Below are 19,075 nucleotides of genomic sequence, written 5' to 3'. Positions count from 1 at the left end.
AGGAGCAACCCCATGGAAACCGTGAAACTCGCCACCCGTCGTTGGTGGTACATCATGCCCATCGTTTTTATCACCTACAGCCTGGCGTACCTGGACCGCGCCAACTACGGCTTCGCCGCCGCCTCCGGGATGGCCGAAGACCTGATGATCACTCCCGGCATGTCATCGCTGCTGGGCGCATTGTTTTTCCTTGGCTACTTTTTCTTCCAGGTGCCGGGCGCGATCTACGCGCAAAAGCGCAGCGTTAAAAAACTGATCTTTGTCAGCCTGATCCTCTGGGGCGGGCTGGCCACGCTGACAGGCGTGGTGTCCAACGCCTACATGCTGATCGTCATTCGCTTCATGCTTGGCGTGGTCGAGGCCGCCGTGATGCCGGCGATGCTGGTGTACCTGTGCCACTGGTTTACACGTGCCGAACGCTCGCGCGCCAACACCTTCCTGATCCTCGGCAACCCGGTGACCATGCTCTGGATGTCGGTGGTCTCGGGGTATCTGGTGCAGCATTTCAGCTGGCGCTGGATGTTCATCATCGAAGGCCTGCCGGCGGTGTTGTGGGCGTTTATCTGGTGGAAGCTGGCGGATGAAAAACCCGCCGACGCCAAGTGGCTGAGCGAGCAGCATAAAAAAGACCTGGAAAGCGCGTTGGCCGCCGAGCAGGTCGGGATCAAGGCGGTGAAGAACTACGCCGAAGCGTTCCGCTCGCCGAAAGTCATCATCCTCGCGCTGCAGTTCTTCTGCTGGAGCATCGGCGTGTACGGCTTCGTGTTGTGGCTGCCGTCGATCCTCAAGAAAGGCTTGCAGATGGACATGGTCGAGGCCGGCTGGCTGTCGGCCCTGCCTTACCTGGCGGCGGTGATTGCCATGCTGGCGGTGTCCTGGGGCTCGGACAAACTGCAAAAGCGCAAACGCTTCGTCTGGCCGCCGCTGCTGATTGCCTCCATCGCGTTCTATGCGTCCTACGTGCTCGGCGCCGAACACTTCTGGTGGTCCTACACCCTGCTGGTGATTGCCGGCGCCTGCATGTACGCGCCCTACGGCCCGTTTTTCGCGATTGTGCCGGAAATCCTCCCGGCCAACGTCGCCGGGGGCGCCATGGCGCTGATCAACAGCATGGGCGCCCTGGGCTCGTTCGGTGGCTCGTACCTGGTGGGTTACCTCAATAGCAGCACCGGCTCGCCCGGCGCTTCGTACCTGCTGATGAGCGGCGCGTTGCTGCTGTCAGTGGTGCTGACGATTTTCCTCAAGCCCGGCGCCAGCGACCGTGAACGTGCGCCGTTGCCCACCCTTGAATTGAAGGCCAAAACCTCATGAAAAAATCTGTCGTGCTGTACAAAAAACTCTCCGCCCCCTTGATGGCGCGCTTGCATGAGCAGGCCGACGTCACCCTGATCGAAGCGCTGGACCAGGCCGGCCTGGCCAAGCTGCGCGACGCCCTGCCCGGCGCCCATGGATTGCTCGGCGCCAGCCTGCGCCTGGATGCGCAATTGCTCGACCTGGCGCCGCAATTGGAGGCGGTGGCCAGTGTGTCGGTGGGCGTCGACAACTACGACATCGACTACCTGACCCAACGCGGCATCCTGCTCAGCAACACCCCGGACGTGCTCACTGAAACCACCGCCGACACTGGCTTCGCGCTGATCCTGGCCACCGCCCGGCGCGTGGTCGAATTGGCCGACATGGTGCGAGCCGGCCAGTGGAACAAGAATATCGGCCCGGCGCACTTCGGCACTGACGTACACGGCAAGACCCTCGGCATCATCGGCATGGGCCGCATTGGCGAGGCCCTGGCCCAGCGCGGACATTTCGGCTTCGGCATGCCGGTGATCTACCACAGCCACGCGCCCAAGCCCGCCGTGGAAAAGCGCTTTGGCGCGCAGTACCGCAGCCTGGATGACTTGCTGCAACAGGCCGACTTTGTCTGCCTGACCCTGCCGCTCACGGCCGAAACCGAGAAACTCATCGGCGCCGAGCAGTTCGCGCGGATGGGCCCGGAGACGATCTTCATCAATATTTCGCGGGGCAAGGTAGTGGATGAAGCGGCGCTGGCCGAGGCGTTGGAAAAACGCACGATTCGCGCGGCGGGACTGGACGTGTTCGAGCGCGAGCCGCTGGATCACGACTCGCCGTTGCTGCGCCTGAACAATGTAGTGGCCACGCCGCATATCGGCTCGGCCACCCATGAAACCCGCGAAGCGATGGCCCAATGCGCGGTGGACAATCTGCTCGCGGCGTTGGCCGGTGAACGGCCGAAGAACCTGGTCAACCCCACGGCCTGGAAGCAATGACCCCAGCACAAATGGCCTGAATAATCGGCTCCCGCCCACCCCCTGCAGGAGCCGGCTTGCCGGCGCCTACCAGGGTTGACCGTACGTCCAATCAGATTACAAACCTGGCAACCATCCCGTTCAAATCCACCGCCAGGCGCGACAACTCATGGCTGGCCGCGCTGGTCTGGTTGGCACCCGCCGCCGACTGCGTGGCCAGGTCGCGGATGTTCACCAGGTTGCGGTCCACTTCACGCGAGACCTGGGCCTGTTCTTCCGATGCGCTGGCGATCACCAGGTTGCGTTCGTTGATCAGGCTGATGGACTGGGTGATCTGCTCCAGGGCCACGCCGGCGGCGCGCGCCATTTCCAGGGTGTTCTGGGTGCGTTGGTTGCTCTGCTGCATCGACTGTACGGCTTCACCGGTACCGTTCTGGATGCCGGCGACCATCTTCTCGATTTCCTGGGTCGACTGCGCCGTGCGATGGGCCAGGGCCCGCACTTCGTCCGCCACCACCGCAAAGCCGCGCCCCGCCTCACCGGCACGTGCCGCTTCGATCGCGGCGTTGAGCGCCAGCAGGTTGGTCTGCTCGGCAATCGCGCGGATCACGTCCAGCACCTTGCCGATATCCCGGCCCTGGGAGGCCAGGCCTTCGATCAGCACTGCCGTGTTTTGCACATCCTGGGTCATGGTCTGGATCGCACCGACGGTTTCCACTACACGGTCGCGCCCTTCCCGCGCGGCCTGGTTGGACTGGCCGGAGGCTTCGGAGGTGGACACCGCGTTGCGTGCGACCTCTTCCACGGCGGCGGTCATTTCGTTGACGGCCGTGGCGGCCTGGTCGATCTCATTGTTCTGTTGCTGCAGGCCACGCGAAGCTTCCTCGGTGACTGCGCTCAGCTCTTCCGCTGCCGAGGCCAGTTGCGTCGCCGAGCCGGCGATGTGCTGGATGGTCTGGCGCAGGTTGGCTTGCATGCTCGCCAACGCGCTGATCAAGCGGGCGGGTTCATCCTTGCCGTCATCCGCGATCACTTTGCTCAAATTGCCGCCGGCGATGGTTTCCGCCACTTCCACGGCCTTGCGCAACGGGGTGACGATGCTGCGGGTCAGCAGCCAGGCCAACAGCACGGTCATGAGCGCAGCGACCACCGACACAATGATGATGCCGCTGACGGCCTGCTGGTAACTGTCATCGGCTTCGCGGCCAGCCTGATCGGCATCGGCACCGTTGATCGCAATCAGCTTGTTCAACTGCTCGCCCATCAGGTCGGTACCGTCCTTGATCCGCGTGTTGATCAGCGTGCGCATCTCATCGACTTTGTTTTGCTGGGACAGCGACATCATTTCAGCCTGTGCGGCGAAATAACTGTCGAGCGTCGCCGCGAAGGACTTGTACAAGGCCGCTTCTTCAGGGCCGGCCGGCATCACGGCGTAAGCCGCCTGGGCCTGCTTGACCTTGTCCATCAGCACCGCCACGCGGGTCTTGGCCTCGTCCAGGGCCGCTGGCTCGCGATTGATCAGGATGCGAAAGGACAGGATGCGCAGGCGCAGGACGTTTTCGGTCATGGTGCCGAGAAACTTCACGCTGGGTAACTGGTTGGTCCCCATGTCCAGCGACGACTGGCGAATCGTGGTCATGCGGTTGACCGCAAACACACCCAGGATGATGACAAGCAACGCAATGAACGCAAAACCGAGGAAAGCGCGGGGAGCAATGTTCAGATTACGGAGGGACATAGGGGTGCTCTCAAGAAGTAGTGTTGGCGAGCGTCCCTGCCGCGACACGATCCGTCAGCGTCAACGCGCTGTTCGGACCTCTGGCACCACTGTTGTAATAAGTGTGTGGGGCCTGTCCAGGCTATCGGCCGACTTGAGAAATTAATGCGGGTGTTTCGAAATATATTTACACACTTCTGACGACCGGCACTTTCTGGCATCCTGCGCCTCCATTTCCCAGCCTGGCCCGTACTTTGTCTGACGCTCAAGCCCCCCGCCCCCGTTATAAATCCGACCTGATCTACGGCCTGGAAGACCGCCCGCACTTCACCGCGGCGATTTTTGCGGCGTTGCAGCATGTGTTGGCCAGTTTTGTCGGCATCATCACCCCGACCCTGATCGTCGGCGGCGTGCTCGGCCTGGAAAGCGAAGTGCCGTACCTGGTGAGCATGGCGTTGTTCGTGTCCGGGCTCGGCACCTTTGTGCAAGCGCGCACATTCGGCCCGATCGGCTCCGGACTGCTGTGCCTGCAAGGCACAAGTTTCTCGTTTATCAGTGTGATTCTCAGCGCCGGCTTCATGGTCAAGGCGCGCGGCGGCGGCACCGATGAGATCCTCTCGACGATCTTCGGCATCTGCTTTTTCGCGGCGTTTATCGAAGTGGTGCTCAGCCAGTTCATCGGCAAGCTGCGCAAGCTGATCACCCCGGTGGTGACCGGCACCATCATTACCCTGATGGGCCTGTCGCTGATCAAGGTAGCGGTCACCGACATGGCCGGCGGGTTTGGCGCCAGCGACCTCGGCGCCGCCAGCAATATGGGGCTCGCAGCCCTGGTGCTGCTGACCATCGTGGTGCTCAACCGCTTCAATAACCCGTTCCTGCGCCTGGGCTCGATCGTGATCGGCCTGACCCTCGGCTTTGTCGTCGCCTGGTGGCTGGGCCGCGTCGACATGGCTGCCCTGCCCCAGGTGCCGCTGATCAGCGTGCCGGTGCCGTTCAAGTACGGCTTTTCGTTTGACTGGGTGGCGTTTATCCCGGTGGCGGTGATCTTCCTGATTTCGCCGCTGGAAGCCGCCGGCGACCTCACGGCCAACTCGATGATTTCCCAGCAACCGGTCAAGGGCCCGCTGTACATCAAGCGCATCAAGTCGGGCTTGCTGGCCGACGGCCTCAACTCGGCCATGGCCGCCACCTTCAACAGCCTGCCGATGGTGACTTTCGCGCAGAACAACGGCGTGATCCAGCTGACCGGCGTCGCCAGCCGCTACGTGGCGTACTTCATCGCCGGCCTGCTGGTGCTGCTGGGGCTGTTCCCGATGATCGGCGCAGTGCTGCAACTGATGCCCAAGCCGGTGCTGGGCGGCGCCACGCTGATCATGTTCGGCACCGTGGCCGTGGCCGGCATCAAGATCCTCGCCGAAGCCGGGCTGCATCGGCGCAACGTGCTGATCGTGGCGATCTCGCTGGGCATGGGCCTGGGCGTCGCCGCCGTGCCGGAAGTGCTGCGCGAGCTGCCAAAAGCGCTGCACAACATCTTCGAGTCGCCGATCACCGTGGGTGCGTTCTGTGCAATCCTGCTGAACATTTTCCTGCCGGAAGAGTTCATAGAGCTGGAAGAAGATGAATTTGATCCGGAGTCCTCTACCCTCAAGGTCATGCAGGATCCGGACGTCACCCAATAGGAGCCCCTTTCAAATGCGCAAGCTCATGGTTGTATCGCTGTTGCTGCTGACCTTGAGCGCCTGCGCGCTGTTCCCCAACCGCGACCCGGTGAACATCAACGTGGTCGGCATCGAGCCGCTGCAAAGCCAGGACCTGGAAGTGCGCTTCGCCGTGAAGCTGCGGGTGCAGAACCCCAATGAAACGGCGATCGACTACACCGGCGTGGCCCTGGACCTGGAGGTCAATGGCCGGCCGCTGGCGTCGGGGGTGAGTGATCAGGGCGGAAGCATCCCACGTTTTTCCGAGACTGTTCTGACGGTGCCGGTCAGCGTTTCGGCGTTTTCAGTGTTACGCCAGACCCTCGGCCTGAGCCAGACCCAAAGCCTCAATAACCTGCCCTACGTGCTGCGCGGCAAACTCGCAGGCGGTCTGTTCGGCACGATGCGCTTCGTGGACCGGGGCACCCTGGACCTGCCGAACACCGCGACCTGGTAACTGCCATGCAACCGACGCTATTCACCGAACGCCTGATTTTGCGCCCGCTGACCCTGGACGACGCCGACGGGATCCAGCAGCAATTCGCGCATTGGGAGGTGGTGCGCTACCTCAACGCCCTGGTGCCCTGGCCCTACCCGGCCGATGGCGCGCGTACCTACCTGGAACAGATCGCCTTGCCCGCCATGGCCCGTGGCGAGGAATGGCACTGGTCGATCCGCCTTAAAGCAGCGCCCGGGCAACTGATCGGCAACGTCAGCCTGATGGACGAGCACGACAACAATCGCGGTTTCTGGCTGGGCCCGCAGTGGCAGGGGCAAGGGTTGATGACCGAAGCCAGCGCGGCGGTGACCGACTACTGGTTCGGCGTACTCAAGCGAGCGGTCTTGCGCGTGCCCAAGGCTGCGCCGAACCTGGGGTCACGGCGGATTTCCGAGCGCACGGGCATGCGTTTGATCAGGACCGATCACGGTGAATTCGTCGAAGGCATCTTCCCACGCGATATCTGGGAAATGACTCGTGAGGAATGGCTTGAAAGCAAATCCCATCAAGGCTGAACACCACCTGTGGGAGCGGGCTTGCTCGCGAAGGCGGCGTGTCAGCCACTGGTGATTTGACTGACCCACCGCATTCGCGGGCAAGCCCGCTCCCACAGGGGTTAGCGCAAGCGAGGAAGAACTTTGTCGGCCTGGAGAACTCGCAGCTCATGATTGTCATTGGCTCTTGAGCGATTGGCATCCAGATCCATGAAGAATCGCTGGACCACAGTCGCCACGGTCCAAAAATGTGGGAGCGGGCTTGCTCGCGAAGGCGGCGTGTCAGCCGATGGTGATTTGACTGACCCACCGCATTCGCGAGCAAGCCCGCTCCCACAGGGGTTAGCGCAACGCCTGTGAAGTCCATGGCCGTCATTGGCCCTAGAGCGATTCGCATCCAGATCCATGGAGAATCGCTGGACCACAGTGGCCACGGTCCAAAAATGTGGGAGCGGGCTTGCCCGCGAAGGCGGCATGCCAGCCACTGGAAGTGTTGCTGACACACCGCTATCGCCGGCAAGCCGGTTCCTACAGGGATTACCGTGTGTTAGTCGGTGATGTAGCGCACGCCTGGCTTGGCGCGCTCATCCACTACCAACTCGAAAATATCCGGACGCGCGTAGTGCCCTACCACGTCGTAGTCATATCGCGCGCGCACCAGGTCATCGGTGTCGATCTGGGCTGTCAGCAGCCCGGCGCCTCCCAGCAATGGCCCGGCCAGGATGTCGCCCATCGGCCCGACAATCACGCTGCCGCCCGCGATCAGCGGCCGCTCCGCCGGCCAGTTGGCAACCTCGATGCCCAACGCCTCGGGCGAGGCCTGTACCTGGCACGCACTGACCACAAAGCAGCGCCCTTCATGCGCCACATGACGCATGCTGACCTGCCACATCTCGCGCTCATCCACCGTCGGCGCGCACCACACCTCCACGCCCTTGGCGTACATCGCGGTGCGCAGCAGCGGCATCATGTTTTCCCAGCACACCGCGCCGCCGACGCGGCCGACCGCGGTGTCAATCACCGGCAAGGTCGAACCGTCGCCCTTGCCCCAGATCAGCCGTTCGGTGCCGGTGGGCATCAACTTGCGGTGCTTGGCCACCAGGCCGCCGGTGGGTTCGAAATACAGCACGGTGCAATACAACGTGCTGGCGCTGCGTTCGATCACGCCGATGACCAGGCTGGCGCCGGTACGCGCCGACAAGCCGGCCAAGGCCTCGGTCTCTGCGCCAGGCACGTCGATGGCATTGGCGAAATAGCGGGCAAAGGCTTCGCGGCCCTCGGGCAGGCGATAGCCCAACTGGGTGCCGAAGCCTTCGCCTTTGGGGTAGCCACCGAGCAAGGCTTCGGGCATCACCACCAGCTTCGCGCCACTGCGCAGGATCTCGTCCTCATAGCCCAGGATCTGCTCAAGGGTCTGGGCTTTGCCGCCCGGTAATGAGCCAATTTGCAAAGCGGCCACGGTAGAAACAGGCATCACGATCACTCCGAACAAGGGGGGGTTGCCCATTCTTGCGCCAGGCTCGATCATGAATAAAGCCCACCTCAGTGCTGAATGATATGAGCCAAATAAATATCACCCAGGTCGACCTGAACCTGCTGAAAACCTTCGAAGCCCTCCACGACGAGTCCAGCGCCAGCCGCGCGGCGTTGCGCCTGGGCGTCACGCAATCGGCCATCAGTGCAGGCCTGCGGCGTTTGCGCGAGGTGTATGACGATCAACTCTTCGTGCGCACCGGACGCGGCCTGGCGCCCACGTTGCGCGCCAATCAGTTGAAGCCGGTGATCAGTGAGGCACTGGAGCGTTGCCGGCAGAGCCTGGCGATGGTCCATCCGGACAATCCGCATTACCAGGGGCGCTCAGTGGTGCTGGGGCTGTCAGATGACTTCGAGATTGCCTACGGTCGTCGTCTGATGGACGCGATTGCACTGCGGTTGCCGAAGCTGCGGGTGATTTTCCGGCAGACGCACAGCCAGATCGTAGCCGGTGCTTTGCTCGACCGGACCCTGGACCTGGCAATTACCGCCGGAGGGTTCGCCCACGGCCGCTTGAGTCGGCAGGTGCTGGGGGAAGGCGATTACCGCTGCCTGGTGGATTCGGACCAGGCAAGTATCAGCCTGGAGGAATTCATCCGCCGTGAGCATGTGCTGGTGTCATCCGGCGGGTTTATCGGCATCACCGACGAAGCCCTCGCCGCGCGGGGGCTGAATCGACATGTGTGTGCGTCGACCAGCCATTTTGCCGCGCTGCCGTATCTGCTCAAGGGCAGCCAGGCGGTCGCGACCATCCCCGGGCACGCCGCGCAGGCCATCGCCGGGCTGACGGGTTTGCGCATGCTGCCCTGCCCGCTGGCATTGCCACGTTACCCGGTGGAGCTGGGCTGGCGCACCCAGGCCCAACTGGACCCGATGCTGCTTAAAGTGCGCGAGGCGATTGTCGAAGGCTTTACTTCGCCGCTGCCATCAGCTTGTTGACTTCACTGCGCACCATGTTGGAGAACTCCGGTGGCGACATGCCGTCGAGTTCCGCGCGCACCCATTCAGCCCACTTGCCCTTGCGCTTGGCGCGCTCACCGAACAACCGCGCCGCTTCGCCCTTGGCCTTGCCCAGGTTGGTTTGCCACAGGTCGTAGAGGCGCGACTTTTCATCTTCCAGCTCGGCGCGTTCGGCGAGGGTCTTGTTGGCGAGATTGAAGCTCATGTTGAATTACCTGCTGCACAAATAGGCGACATCTTACACTGTAGGTCGAATTTTCCGGATTCGGATTTTCCCGGCAAGCACGTCCAGGCAAAAAAACTGCAACTTTTGCCGCCGCCCGGCACTCCATTGTTCACTGTCACATTCACCTGCAAGGAGTCACACCCATGGCCCGCAAAACCGCCGCCCAAGCTGTTGAAGATCAAATCAAGGATCAAGCGTTCAGTGAACTGACGGCGCTGATCGAAGAATCGGACAAACTGCTCAAAAGCAGCGCTTCGCTGGTAGGTGAGGAAGGCGAAACCCTGCGCGAACAGGTCGCCATCAAACTCAAGCAGGCGTTGGACTCGGTGTCCAACGTGCGCGAACGCAGCAAACCGGTAGTGGATGCCACCGAAACCTACATCGGTGGCCACCCCTGGCAGACCGTGGCCATTTCCGCAGGCTTCGGCCTGGTGGTTGGCCTGTTGCTGGGTCGCCGCAACTGAGGCGCTGGGGCTGCGCCGCGCGCAGCCCCTCCTACCCTTGCGCCAGTTCCTGTAGCTGCCGCAAATCCTTCGCTTCAATCTCGATCCCTGCCGCCTGCGACTTCGCCCGTGTGCGATGACGTCGATCTCCGGGCAAACGCCGCAACCCCGCCGCATGCATCTGCCGCACCAGTTCCTGGCTGCGCTCGGCAAAGCTTTGCCCGGCGGTTTTGCTCGGGTCGATTACAATCAGCAACTGCCCGGTCCAGGGTGTACGTGCGCCGGGATGGTCGGCCCAGTTGAACTCGAAGGAAAAGTTACCGCCGGTCAAGGCTGCCGCCAGCAGTTCGACCATCATCGACAGCGCCGAGCCCTTGTGCCCGCCAAACGGCAGCAACGCACCGCCTTCCAGCACCGCCTTGGGGTCCGTGGTGGGCTGGCCGAGACTGTCGACGCCCATGCCCGACGACAAGCGCTCGCCCTTGCGCGCGGCAATCTGCACGTCGCCGTGGGCAATAGCGCTGGTGGCCAGGTCGAAGACAATCGGCAGGCCGTCGGCACGCGGGGCGGCGAAGGCGATGGGGTTGGTGCCGAACAGTGGCCGGTCAGCGCCGTGGGGCACCACGCAGGTCATGCTGTTGACCACGCTCAAGGCCACCAGCCCTTCTTCGGCGAAGGGTTCGACATCCGGCCACAGCGCGGCAAAATGATGGGAGTTGTGGATCGCCAGCAGCGCGATGCCGGCACTGCGGGCCTTGTCCACCAGCAGCGCACGCGCCGCTTCAAGTGCAGGCTGCGCGAAGCCGTTGCCGGCATCCACGCGCACGAAGCCGGAGGCGACGTCGGTGACCACCGGCGTGGCCTTGCCGTCGACCCAGCCACTGGCCAGGGTGCTGAGGTAGCCGGGGATGCGAAAGATCCCGTGGCTATGGGCGCCGTCACGCTCGGCGCTGGCGCAGTTGTGCGCCAGGATCGCGGCGACTTGCGGCGACGTGCCGTGCTTCACGAACACCGCGTGCAGCAACCCCACCAGGTCGTCAAAACCGATGAGCGCTGTTGCGTTGTCAACTATCGGGGACTGGGCAGACATCTGTAGCTCCGATTTTATAATTGGAAGAGACAACAAGAATCCAGACCGCCGATTAAACAACGCCTCCCGTGCCTGCTGTCAACGGGCGCTTGCAGTGCGCGCCAGTTATCTACCGCCCTGCCCACCGTGCCAGCCCCTACTTTGGGCCTCCTATCCGCTGCAACAACGGAGAATGCACCATGGCGCGCGTTACCCCACCGTACTTTTTCGATGAGTTCCTTCGCCCGACCCGCCGCAAGGAACCTACGCCACGAGAGCGTGCGCTGGGGTTCACGGTCAGGGACCTCGAGTGGCTGCACACGCTGTATTACGCCACCCACGCGGCACGCCAGGACGCCACGGTGCATGGCTTTCCCATGCAGGTCGACAGGTTGCTGGTCAACCTCAGCGGCCAACCCGCCATCGTGCTGGCGGGCGCGTTCCTGATGAGCCCGACGCCCGACGACGGCAAGGCCGTGCTCTACACGCCTTACGGCGGACTCGAGCTGTTCGACCACCGCACCACCCTGATCAGTACGCTCGAAGAGCGCCTGACACACCCCAGCCAGCGCAGTGAGTTACTGCAATTTGTGTCCATCGACACCCGTGACGCGCTGCCGGCCAGTGCGCGCCTGGCGGTGACCACGGCCATCATCCAGGGGGCGGTGATGCAGGATCAAGAGGATGCGATCCGCGCCAGCCAACAACAAAATGTCGCGGCAATGCTCAGCCAATTGCGCCAACTCCCCAGCCTGCGCGCGATGCTCGACACCTTGCTCGGGATCATGGCCCACCCTCATTTCCGTGGTCTGAACCAGGCCGACACCCGCGTGAACTCCTTCACCGTCGTGGGCGGGCACTGGGTCGCCTCTGAGCCATTGCGCGACACGCTGTTGCGTTTTTATGTGCAGCAGGCCTGGCCGGCAGGCCAGACGCACACGTATTGCAATCTCGCGCATGACACCAGCGCCTTCACTCCACAGCAACTGGCCGAGGACCAACAGCGCTGGGACAACGTGATCGAACAGACCAGCGCGATCCTCTCAACGTTATTGAGCAGCCTGCTGCAGACCTACTGGCATGAAGACTTCGACGGCACGCAGTCACGCCTGCAGTTTTTCGCCCGGGTGATCAGTGACAAGTTTCGCGCCGACCTGCTGCTCAAGCACCAGGCATGGATCGTGTCCACCGAGGAAAGCCAGAAACTGCGCGCGCTGTTCCTACCGGACCAGGCCGCACGCAGCGCTTTCGATCCGCAGCTGAATATCGAGAAGGTGCGCGTGCATGCGCCTTTTCAACATTACGTCGACCTCGCCAGCACGCTGATGATCAGCAACACCCACGCGTATCTCTATACCCAGACACGCGGCTTGCAAGTGCTCGCGAACCTGCAAGACCTCAACGACGCGCTATTGGCCATGCTCAAGGCCGCCGGGCACGAGGATGAGCTGCTCAATTTCCTCTCCGTGGAGGAGCGCAGCGTGTTTATTGGCATGGATGAGGTCCAGGTGACCGGCAAGCCCGTGGTCGGCGATGTGTTTCAGGAGACACTCGAGGACATTGTCAGCAAGCAGCTCGACAACCTCGACTATGCGCTGGGGCTGTATCGGCGCAGTGGCGGCGACGTCGACCTGGCGGCGTTGCTCGACAGTGCCCTGGATGTGCGTGCCATGCTCGACAGTCGGTTGCTGGCCGAGGAAACCGACGGGCGCTGGAGCGTGCATCCCGTCACCAGCGGCAACGGCCGCCCGACTACAGTGCTGGCGGAAAAAGCCAAGCGGCACCTGCAGCGCCTGCAGGCCATCGAGGTCGCCATGGCCGAGGAGCGCAAGCACCATCCCACCTTGCGCAGCCTGGCAGCCCACGCGCTGGCAGACGAATTAGACAGCAGACACCTGGAGCTGCAGCCCGACGCCGTCTTTATCAATACCTATCCCACCCCTGCCCTGGAGCGCGAAGAACGCCTGCCCCTGACGTCGTCCAGCATGGTGCAGCACTTGATCGCCCGCCTGGCCCGGCAAGCCACTGCGCTGAGTGAATCGTCGCTGACCTGGTTCTACGGACCGTACACCGCCGGCACCGCCTACCAGTTGCACAACCTGGGCCTGGTTACCTTCAATGCGATTATCGACGAGGTTCTGCGCACGCTTGCCGAAAACGACCTGCGCACCCTGCCCAACCTGCTCCTGGAGCAAAACCAGGCCCACCTCAGCCAGGCGATGTTGCAGGGGCTGCGGGGCGAGGCGCAATTGCGCTGGCTGCACAAGAGCCTGTCCGCCGAGAGCGTGGTGCTGCTGGACAGCGTGCTCAACGCCGACGGCATGAGCCGGCTGACCCGCCATGGCCTGAACGGGTTCATACCGGATGCGTACGGCCTGACCTTGAGATTCGGCACGGACAACACGCCGCATGCCTTGGCCAATTGTTTTGTCTTGACCGAGCGCGGCGGCATCGATCCGTTCAACTCCGGCGTGGCGCTGCTATGGACCCCGCGCAGTGGCTACGAGTCATTCGGGTCAATCAAGGCGTTGTGCGACGCACTGGTGCGACGCCTGCGCGATCCCCTCAAGCGTCTGCCCCTGGTGGAAAACCTGCCGGTCTCGCAGTACATACCCCATCGGGTCTGCCAGCTCGGTCCGCTGCGACGCATCGACGATCACCTGCTGCACAACCGGCAACAGACCTACAGCGACTTCATGCGTGACGAGATTGACCATCTGTTCTCGATGCGATTGAGCGCAGAGCGCTTTCAGGACTGCATGGACAACCTGATTCGACGACCACCGCCGACCAACCTGCCGCGCGCCATCGCGATCGCGAAGGCCATCACCTATCAGCAGGCATTGCCGGTGTGGTTGGGCATGGCAGCACCCCGTGAGCAGATCCTGCAGGCCGAGCTGTTGGAACAGTATCGCGTCAGCGCACCGGACGAACGCGACTACCTGCATGGCATCACGCCCTTGCGCAATGAGGTCATGCCCCTCCTCTCGGACCTGCTCAGCAAGCGCTTTCCGGGGCAGGTGATCAACCCGGAAGGCATCTTGATCCCCGGTCGTATCGACCTTACGGGCAATGTCCAGACCCTCGTGGACTTCGCGCTGCGGCACTTGCCCCAGCTGAACGGTGACGATATCCGCCCGCGTTCGCGGACCGCCACGCCATTACCGGCGGAACTAGACGGCAACGCCGTGGTGCAACTGGTTCGGCAAGTGGGGTTGAAAAACCTTTATCAGAAGAAACTCACGACGCTCCTCGCAAGTGACACCGAGGACAGCCGCCAGCGGCGCCAACTGTTCTGTCGGCAGTTGCCCTGGCAGTTGCTGCAATACGCCCATGAACAAACCCTCGAGGAGCGATTGTCCGCATCAGCCTGGAGCTACATCCAGCAAATCTTTGATATGCCGGATGCCGTGGCACGCGACGCGGTGGCGGGCGTCAATGCAACCATTCGCCCGCTCGAGCTGGTCGCCACCCCGGGCGCAGCACCGGTCAAAGCCCTGGGCTGCTACCTGATCGGTGCGAAAACCGGAACTGCCGGGCCCCTGATCCTGTACGCGCCCTACAGCCCCAAGCACCTGCTGAAGGAATACGCGCATGAAGCCGCCCTGGTCAACGCGATCACCAGCCCCGGCACCCTGCAGGACTGGGTCGTCGGCCAGATGAAGGAGCCCCATCAGGCCACCTACCGCAATTTGCTCGGCGAGCGTTGGGGCCGTGGGTTCTCGGAAATCCGCCTCGGTGCCGCGTCCATCGACGGCAATGTGCTGGGCCGGCTGTATCAGGACAACCTCCAGATGCTGCAGCAGATGCTCGACACGCAGTTTTCCCCCGCGTGCGAGGCACAATGGGACGCCATCACCAGCCTGTTCACCGAGGGCATCCCCAAGGGCTTGCAGTTCATGGCCGGAAAGCTGGCCTACCCGCTGGTGGTATGGCGCAGCTACCAGCAATTCAAAATCTCCGCCGAGGACTTGCAGCAACACCGCTGGCAACACGCGCTCAGGGCCTTTGTGTGTGGCGTGGCGCAACTGGCGTCACTGCGCAAGGAGGTGGATAGGCTGCTGCCCCAGCCCCCGGCTACTCATAGCCAGGTCAGGCCGTCGTCGGGCGAACTGACGCTGGCGGACCTGGACCTCACCGGGCCCTTGCGTACGCAACTGCAGGCGTTTGAAACCCACGATTTTGCCCTGGGCGAACTGGAGCTTCGTGCGCTGACCCTTCCCTACCGGGATGCAAGCGGCGAACATCATTTCGTGCCATTGGCAGGCAAGGTGTACCCGGTGAAACCAGCAGGAGACCACTGGCGCCTGAGCATAGGCGACCTGCACGGCCCCTATGTGCAATGCGATGCCCAGGGCGTCTGGACGCTGGATTTCAATCGGCGCCACCCGCGCTACGGCAAAGTCCTGAGTCGCTTTACCGGCAAGCTCTACACACTGGCGGCCGAACGCGACGCGATCAATATCGAAGCGGTGGGCCTGCAGGAAATCGAGGCGTTATCCAGTTGGAAGGCGCAGTGCATTGACGAGGCGCTCAACGTCGCGACGTACTATGCGGTCAACTGCAAGCGCAACCTCCTGCACTTCAAGCCGCTGCGCGACCCCAACAGCCGGCTCGGGCAATTCTTTGGTGAGTTGTTCGGCGTGGTCACGATGACGCCCGCCCAGGTGCAAAGGGTAGAGCGGCGCGTCGATGAGGTGCTTGATGAGTTGACCAATCCCACGCTGATCGGCGCCCACTCGACACGCTTTGTCAGCGGCACCCATCGCTACAATCCGCAAACCACGTTTGCCTTTGTCGTACCCGAAGACCACGACCACAAGATTTACTTGCTGGACCGCTTTTTCGACCCGCACATGGACGTCTATCAGAACCGCTTGAACACACCGTTCGACATTTCCGCCCACGCGCGGGCAACCGTGTTGATCCACGAGATATCCCACCTCAAGTCCCTGACCGAAGACTTGGCTTACCTGGACAGCATGCGACCGTTCCCGGACCTGATCAACGTCAAGGCCAGCGGTGCCTGGCAGATGAAGACCGAACTCGACGACCTGCGCCAGACCGCCTTCTCGATCTCTACACCGGCCAGCATCCTGTTCAAGGTGTGGGATGAGTTCAGCCAGGAATGGGAGGATTTCGGCAGCCACAATGGCACCCGGATTCTCAAGGATAAAGTGCTGAGCGCCACCGGTGCGCGCAGCCTTGCGCAGGCCCGGGATATTTTCATGAGCGATGCCGACAAGCGGATCGACACGATCCTGGCCAATGCCGACTCGGTGACCTGCATCATCAGTGACCTGGGGCGCAGGCTGGAGACGGGAGCCTGAACAGGCTCCCGGCGGGTGTATCAGTCTTTCTGGTCGCGCAGGATGTTGCCGGAAGCGCCGTCGATGCGGGCTTCATACACGGTGCCGTCGGACTTGCGCCCTTTGACTTCCCAATAGCCGTTGTCATCGGCTTCCGCCGCGTAGACCTCGACGTAGCCGGCCTTGGTCTTGGCCACCTCGATAGCCTTCTCGATGGTGATCCAGCCTGCGCCCGGCTTATCGGCCAGGGCGGCGCCCGCGCTGAGCAAAGCAGTGGTTGCACACAGGGCGACTAAGGTTTTCTTCAGCATGTTCGTACTCCATTGTGGGAATGACGGACTCGTGTCCTCGGTTTTCTGATGTTTTCAAACGAGAATAAGTTCCAATTGATGTGCAATCGCCATGATGGCTGTTCTCGCCGTCCGCCTCGGGAGGTTAGAATGTGCGAAATCAGGATGAGTTAATGAGCGAAAAGTCCCTTTCAGAAGCCGAATATGACGCCATCACCGACGCCGCCGCGCATTGGTGCATGCGCCTGCACGCGAGTGATTGCACGCCGGCTGAACGTCAGGCTTTTACCCAGTGGCATGATTCCCACCCGCTGCACGCCTTTGAATACGCGGCGATGCTGGAAATCTGGGACGTCGCCGACCACCTGCCCCGCCATGAACCGACGTCAGTGGTGATGCCGTTCAAACCGCGCCGCCGCCTGCGCACCTACGCGGTAGCGGCGGCGATCTGCCTGGCCGCCCTGCCACTCGCGGCCTTTACCGGCTGGGAAGCGGGCTGGCTGCCCAGCTCCTACGAACGCTTCGAGGCCACCCAGCAGGGCCTGCGGCAGGTCACGCTCGGCGATGGCAGCCAGGTGGAACTCAACCTTGGCACCGAGTTGGTCTACAGCAACTACAAGGACCAGCGCCGGGTCACGCTGAAAAAGGGCGAGGCGTTCTTCAAGGTCAGCCATGACAGCACTCACCCGTTTATCGTGCGCGCCGGCCAAGGCCAGGTGCGGGTCACCGGCACCCAGTTCAATGTCTGGACGTATGAGGATCAGGTGCGAGTGATGCTGCTCGAAGGCTCGGTGCAGATTGCCAGCGACCAGGTGCACGGCAGCGTGCCCCTCACCCCCGGCATGCAGGCCAGCTATCAACTGGGCGATGCCACGCCGCGCATACGCCCGATCAGCCCGAATGACACCGCACTGGCCTGGCGCCAGGGCAAGCTGATCCTCGACAACCTGGCCCTGGCCGACGCGTTGCCGCTGATCAATCGCTACCTGAATAAACCGGTGATGCTGGCCGACGCCAACACCGGCGCGATCCGCATCGGCGGCATCTACAACATCAATGAGGTCAACAACCTCATCCCCTCCCTGCCCAAGGTTTTGCCGGTCTACCTGACCCAGAACCAGGACGGCAATCCCGTACTCAATTCCATCCCGCGTAAAGCCCCGAAAGGCTGAGCCGGCCCGCGCCGGTGAGGGCCTCGCTGCGCGCGCAGTGTCCATTTTTTTTACACCTGGACGCGCTGGACCGCCCGTGCTGGGCGGCGTCCTGCGTTTACCCGGCAAGGTGTTACGCCGCTGATACAGCCAGGTGAAGCGTTTGCGCAGGGGTGCGTTCAGTGCGCGTGTGCAAGGGCCTGTTTCATGGATGAAACAACCGTGACATCACTTTGCCGCTAACTAATCCCAACCCCCTGAATAACAAAGGTAAATAAAAAGCGGCACGCCTTCTGCTCTATCCCTTACAGCGCTGTTTAGGGTCAGCGCGAAGAATAAGGAATAGTGCCGTGGTCACTCACACTCAAGGTTCATTGAGCCTCCTCCTGGTCAGCTGCGTGCTGGCAACCAGCGTCAGCCTTCCAGCGCTGGCCGACGGTAACGGTGTGATTGTGATTGATCGCCATGTGAATCCTTACGCAATCGGCCGCACTCGCGGCGTCGACCCCTACCCCACCACCGCCAATGCCAATCCGTCCGCACAGATCGCCACGGTGACCAGCGTCGTCCTCAGCGACAACGACTTTGCGGGCATCACCACCGGCGCCAGTATCACCCGCAGCATCATGCCCAACGGCGATATCACCGGATTGAACAATATCGGCGGCGGTATCGGCCTGGGTGCAGGCAGTGCGCCCGGCCACAGTGGTGGCGGCATCTCGGGCACGATCAACAGCGCGGTCTCACGTGGCCTCGAACCGCTGAACGGTATCAGCGGCATGGTCGGAGGAGCGATGAAATGAACCGTTCATGGATGCTTCTCGCGGTGCTGGGTTGCAGTGCGGCAATGGCCGACAGCGACAACAACGCCACCCTGGATAACTCGGGCAAGCAATACAACGGCGTGGTCATGCTTAACCAGGCCGCCGGTGACCAGCAGCAATTGAGCAACAACGTCGCCATCGCTACAGGCCACAACGCCCAGGCGAACATCAACGTCACGCAAAGCATCAGCGGCGTTCCCGCCGATCGCTCCCTCAACGCCAACGCGGCGATCAAGGGCACCTCTTTCAGCAACGGCAACGGTGTACTGAGCATCAATCAGTCGGCCGGGGCCCAGAACCAGATGATCAATGCCGTGCGGATCAGCATCAACGCAGGTCCGCAAAGCATCGACGACAGTGTCATGTCGCAACAGAACGTTGCGCTTGCAACAGACTCAGGATTGACCCCTACCACTGGCAGCCGCCAGGTCGTTACCAGCGACCAGGCCTTCACCGGCAGCCGTGGAGTGGTACAGGTCAACCAGAGCGCCGGGGTGGGGAACCGAGTGGCTAACACCCTGAACTTACGACTCAACTGATGGAGCTGGGTCGATAGCTAGACCGTACCAACACTTAACCAACTAATTAGAAGCAAG

The 19,075-nt window shown here is 62.4% G+C and carries 16 protein-coding genes; 11 read left to right on the top strand and 5 right to left on the bottom strand.

What is annotated here, in order from left to right:
- Positions 1-12 precede the first annotated feature (12 nt).
- Both AC07SI_RS17030 and AC07SI_RS17025 read left to right on the top strand, forming a co-directional pair.
- Entirely contained in the window at positions 13-1,311 is a 1,299-nt protein-coding gene (locus AC07SI_RS17030; protein ID WP_065906536.1) for an MFS transporter, read from the top strand.
- Positions 1,308-2,285, top strand: coding sequence for an NAD(P)-dependent oxidoreductase (locus tag AC07SI_RS17025; RefSeq protein ID WP_495006134.1), 978 nt, complete (start codon positions 1,308-1,310; stop codon positions 2,283-2,285). Before AC07SI_RS17030 ends, AC07SI_RS17025 begins: the two co-directional genes overlap by 4 nt.
- 91 nt (positions 2,286-2,376) lie before the next feature.
- On the opposite strand, the gene AC07SI_RS17020 is transcribed toward AC07SI_RS17025, so the two are convergent.
- A complete protein-coding gene (locus AC07SI_RS17020) occupies positions 2,377-4,002 on the bottom strand; it encodes a methyl-accepting chemotaxis protein (RefSeq protein WP_065906534.1) in 1,626 nt (541 codons plus the stop codon).
- Between the two features lie 233 nt (positions 4,003-4,235).
- Between AC07SI_RS17020 and AC07SI_RS17015 the strand changes: the two genes are divergently transcribed.
- The 3 genes from AC07SI_RS17015 to AC07SI_RS17005 are packed head-to-tail and all read left to right on the top strand — an operon-like array spanning position 4,236 to position 6,695.
- Entirely contained in the window at positions 4,236-5,663 is a 1,428-nt protein-coding gene (locus tag AC07SI_RS17015; RefSeq protein ID WP_106804150.1) for a nucleobase:cation symporter-2 family protein, read from the top strand.
- Between the two features lie 13 nt (positions 5,664-5,676).
- Positions 5,677-6,138 carry an LEA/WHy family protein gene (locus AC07SI_RS17010; protein ID WP_106804151.1) on the top strand — a complete coding sequence of 154 codons (462 nt, stop codon included), beginning with the start codon at positions 5,677-5,679 and terminating at the stop codon, positions 6,136-6,138.
- 5 nt (positions 6,139-6,143) lie between these two features.
- The gene (locus AC07SI_RS17005) at positions 6,144-6,695 is read left to right on the top strand and encodes a GNAT family N-acetyltransferase (RefSeq protein WP_495006133.1); all 552 of its coding nucleotides are present in this window, start codon (positions 6,144-6,146) and stop codon (positions 6,693-6,695) included.
- Between the two features lie 526 nt (positions 6,696-7,221).
- On the opposite strand, the gene AC07SI_RS17000 is transcribed toward AC07SI_RS17005, so the two are convergent.
- The gene (locus tag AC07SI_RS17000) at positions 7,222-8,148 is read right to left on the bottom strand and encodes a carbon-nitrogen hydrolase family protein (protein WP_495006132.1); all 927 of its coding nucleotides are present in this window, start codon (positions 8,146-8,148) and stop codon (positions 7,222-7,224) included.
- An 83-nt stretch (positions 8,149-8,231) separates the two neighbouring features.
- On the opposite strand from AC07SI_RS17000, the gene AC07SI_RS16995 reads away from it, so the two are divergent.
- Positions 8,232-9,146: a LysR family transcriptional regulator gene (locus AC07SI_RS16995; RefSeq protein ID WP_207200653.1), complete on the top strand. Its 915-nt coding sequence runs from the start codon at positions 8,232-8,234 to the stop codon at positions 9,144-9,146.
- Here AC07SI_RS16995 and AC07SI_RS16990 read toward each other — a convergent pair.
- Positions 9,118-9,372, bottom strand: coding sequence for a hypothetical protein (locus tag AC07SI_RS16990; RefSeq protein ID WP_003190904.1), 255 nt, complete (start codon positions 9,370-9,372; stop codon positions 9,118-9,120). The genes AC07SI_RS16995 and AC07SI_RS16990 overlap by 29 nt on opposite strands.
- 164 nt (positions 9,373-9,536) lie before the next feature.
- Here AC07SI_RS16990 and AC07SI_RS16985 point away from each other — a divergent pair, with 164 nt between their 5' ends.
- Complete coding sequence (locus AC07SI_RS16985; protein ID WP_016979401.1) at positions 9,537-9,857, top strand: ElaB/YgaM/YqjD family protein; 321 nt, start codon at positions 9,537-9,539, stop codon at positions 9,855-9,857.
- A gap of 31 nt (positions 9,858-9,888) precedes the next feature.
- On the opposite strand, the gene AC07SI_RS16980 is transcribed toward AC07SI_RS16985, so the two are convergent.
- Positions 9,889-10,926 carry an Ldh family oxidoreductase gene (locus AC07SI_RS16980; protein ID WP_495006131.1) on the bottom strand — a complete coding sequence of 346 codons (1,038 nt, stop codon included), beginning with the start codon at positions 10,924-10,926 and terminating at the stop codon, positions 9,889-9,891.
- 179 nt (positions 10,927-11,105) lie between these two features.
- On the opposite strand from AC07SI_RS16980, the gene AC07SI_RS16975 reads away from it, so the two are divergent.
- Positions 11,106-16,235, top strand: coding sequence for a dermonecrotic toxin domain-containing protein (locus AC07SI_RS16975; RefSeq protein WP_495006130.1), 5,130 nt, complete (start codon positions 11,106-11,108; stop codon positions 16,233-16,235).
- A gap of 20 nt (positions 16,236-16,255) precedes the next feature.
- Here AC07SI_RS16975 and AC07SI_RS16970 read toward each other — a convergent pair whose 3' ends face one another.
- Positions 16,256-16,525: a PepSY domain-containing protein gene (locus AC07SI_RS16970; protein WP_016979404.1), complete on the bottom strand. Its 270-nt coding sequence runs from the start codon at positions 16,523-16,525 to the stop codon at positions 16,256-16,258.
- A gap of 152 nt (positions 16,526-16,677) precedes the next feature.
- Here AC07SI_RS16970 and AC07SI_RS16965 point away from each other — a divergent pair, with 152 nt between their 5' ends.
- The 3 genes from AC07SI_RS16965 to fapB all read left to right on the top strand — a co-directional run bounded on the left by AC07SI_RS16965 (position 16,678) and on the right by fapB (position 19,018).
- The gene (locus AC07SI_RS16965; protein WP_495006129.1) at positions 16,678-17,676 is read left to right on the top strand and encodes a FecR family protein; all 999 of its coding nucleotides are present in this window, start codon (positions 16,678-16,680) and stop codon (positions 17,674-17,676) included.
- Between the two features lie 329 nt (positions 17,677-18,005).
- Positions 18,006-18,458 carry a fibril amyloid chaperone protein FapA gene (fapA, locus tag AC07SI_RS16960; protein WP_120448380.1) on the top strand — a complete coding sequence of 151 codons (453 nt, stop codon included), beginning with the start codon at positions 18,006-18,008 and terminating at the stop codon, positions 18,456-18,458.
- A complete protein-coding gene (gene fapB, locus AC07SI_RS16955) occupies positions 18,455-19,018 on the top strand; it encodes a fibril amyloid subunit FapB (protein WP_495006128.1) in 564 nt (187 codons plus the stop codon). The genes fapA and fapB overlap by 4 nt, the downstream gene beginning before the upstream one ends.
- Positions 19,019-19,075: the final 57 nt, after the last annotated feature.

It is taken from the genome of Pseudomonas sp. GW821-FHT05D12, from assembly GCF_059419825.1.
This window is presented reverse-complemented; position numbering and strand designations above follow the sequence as displayed.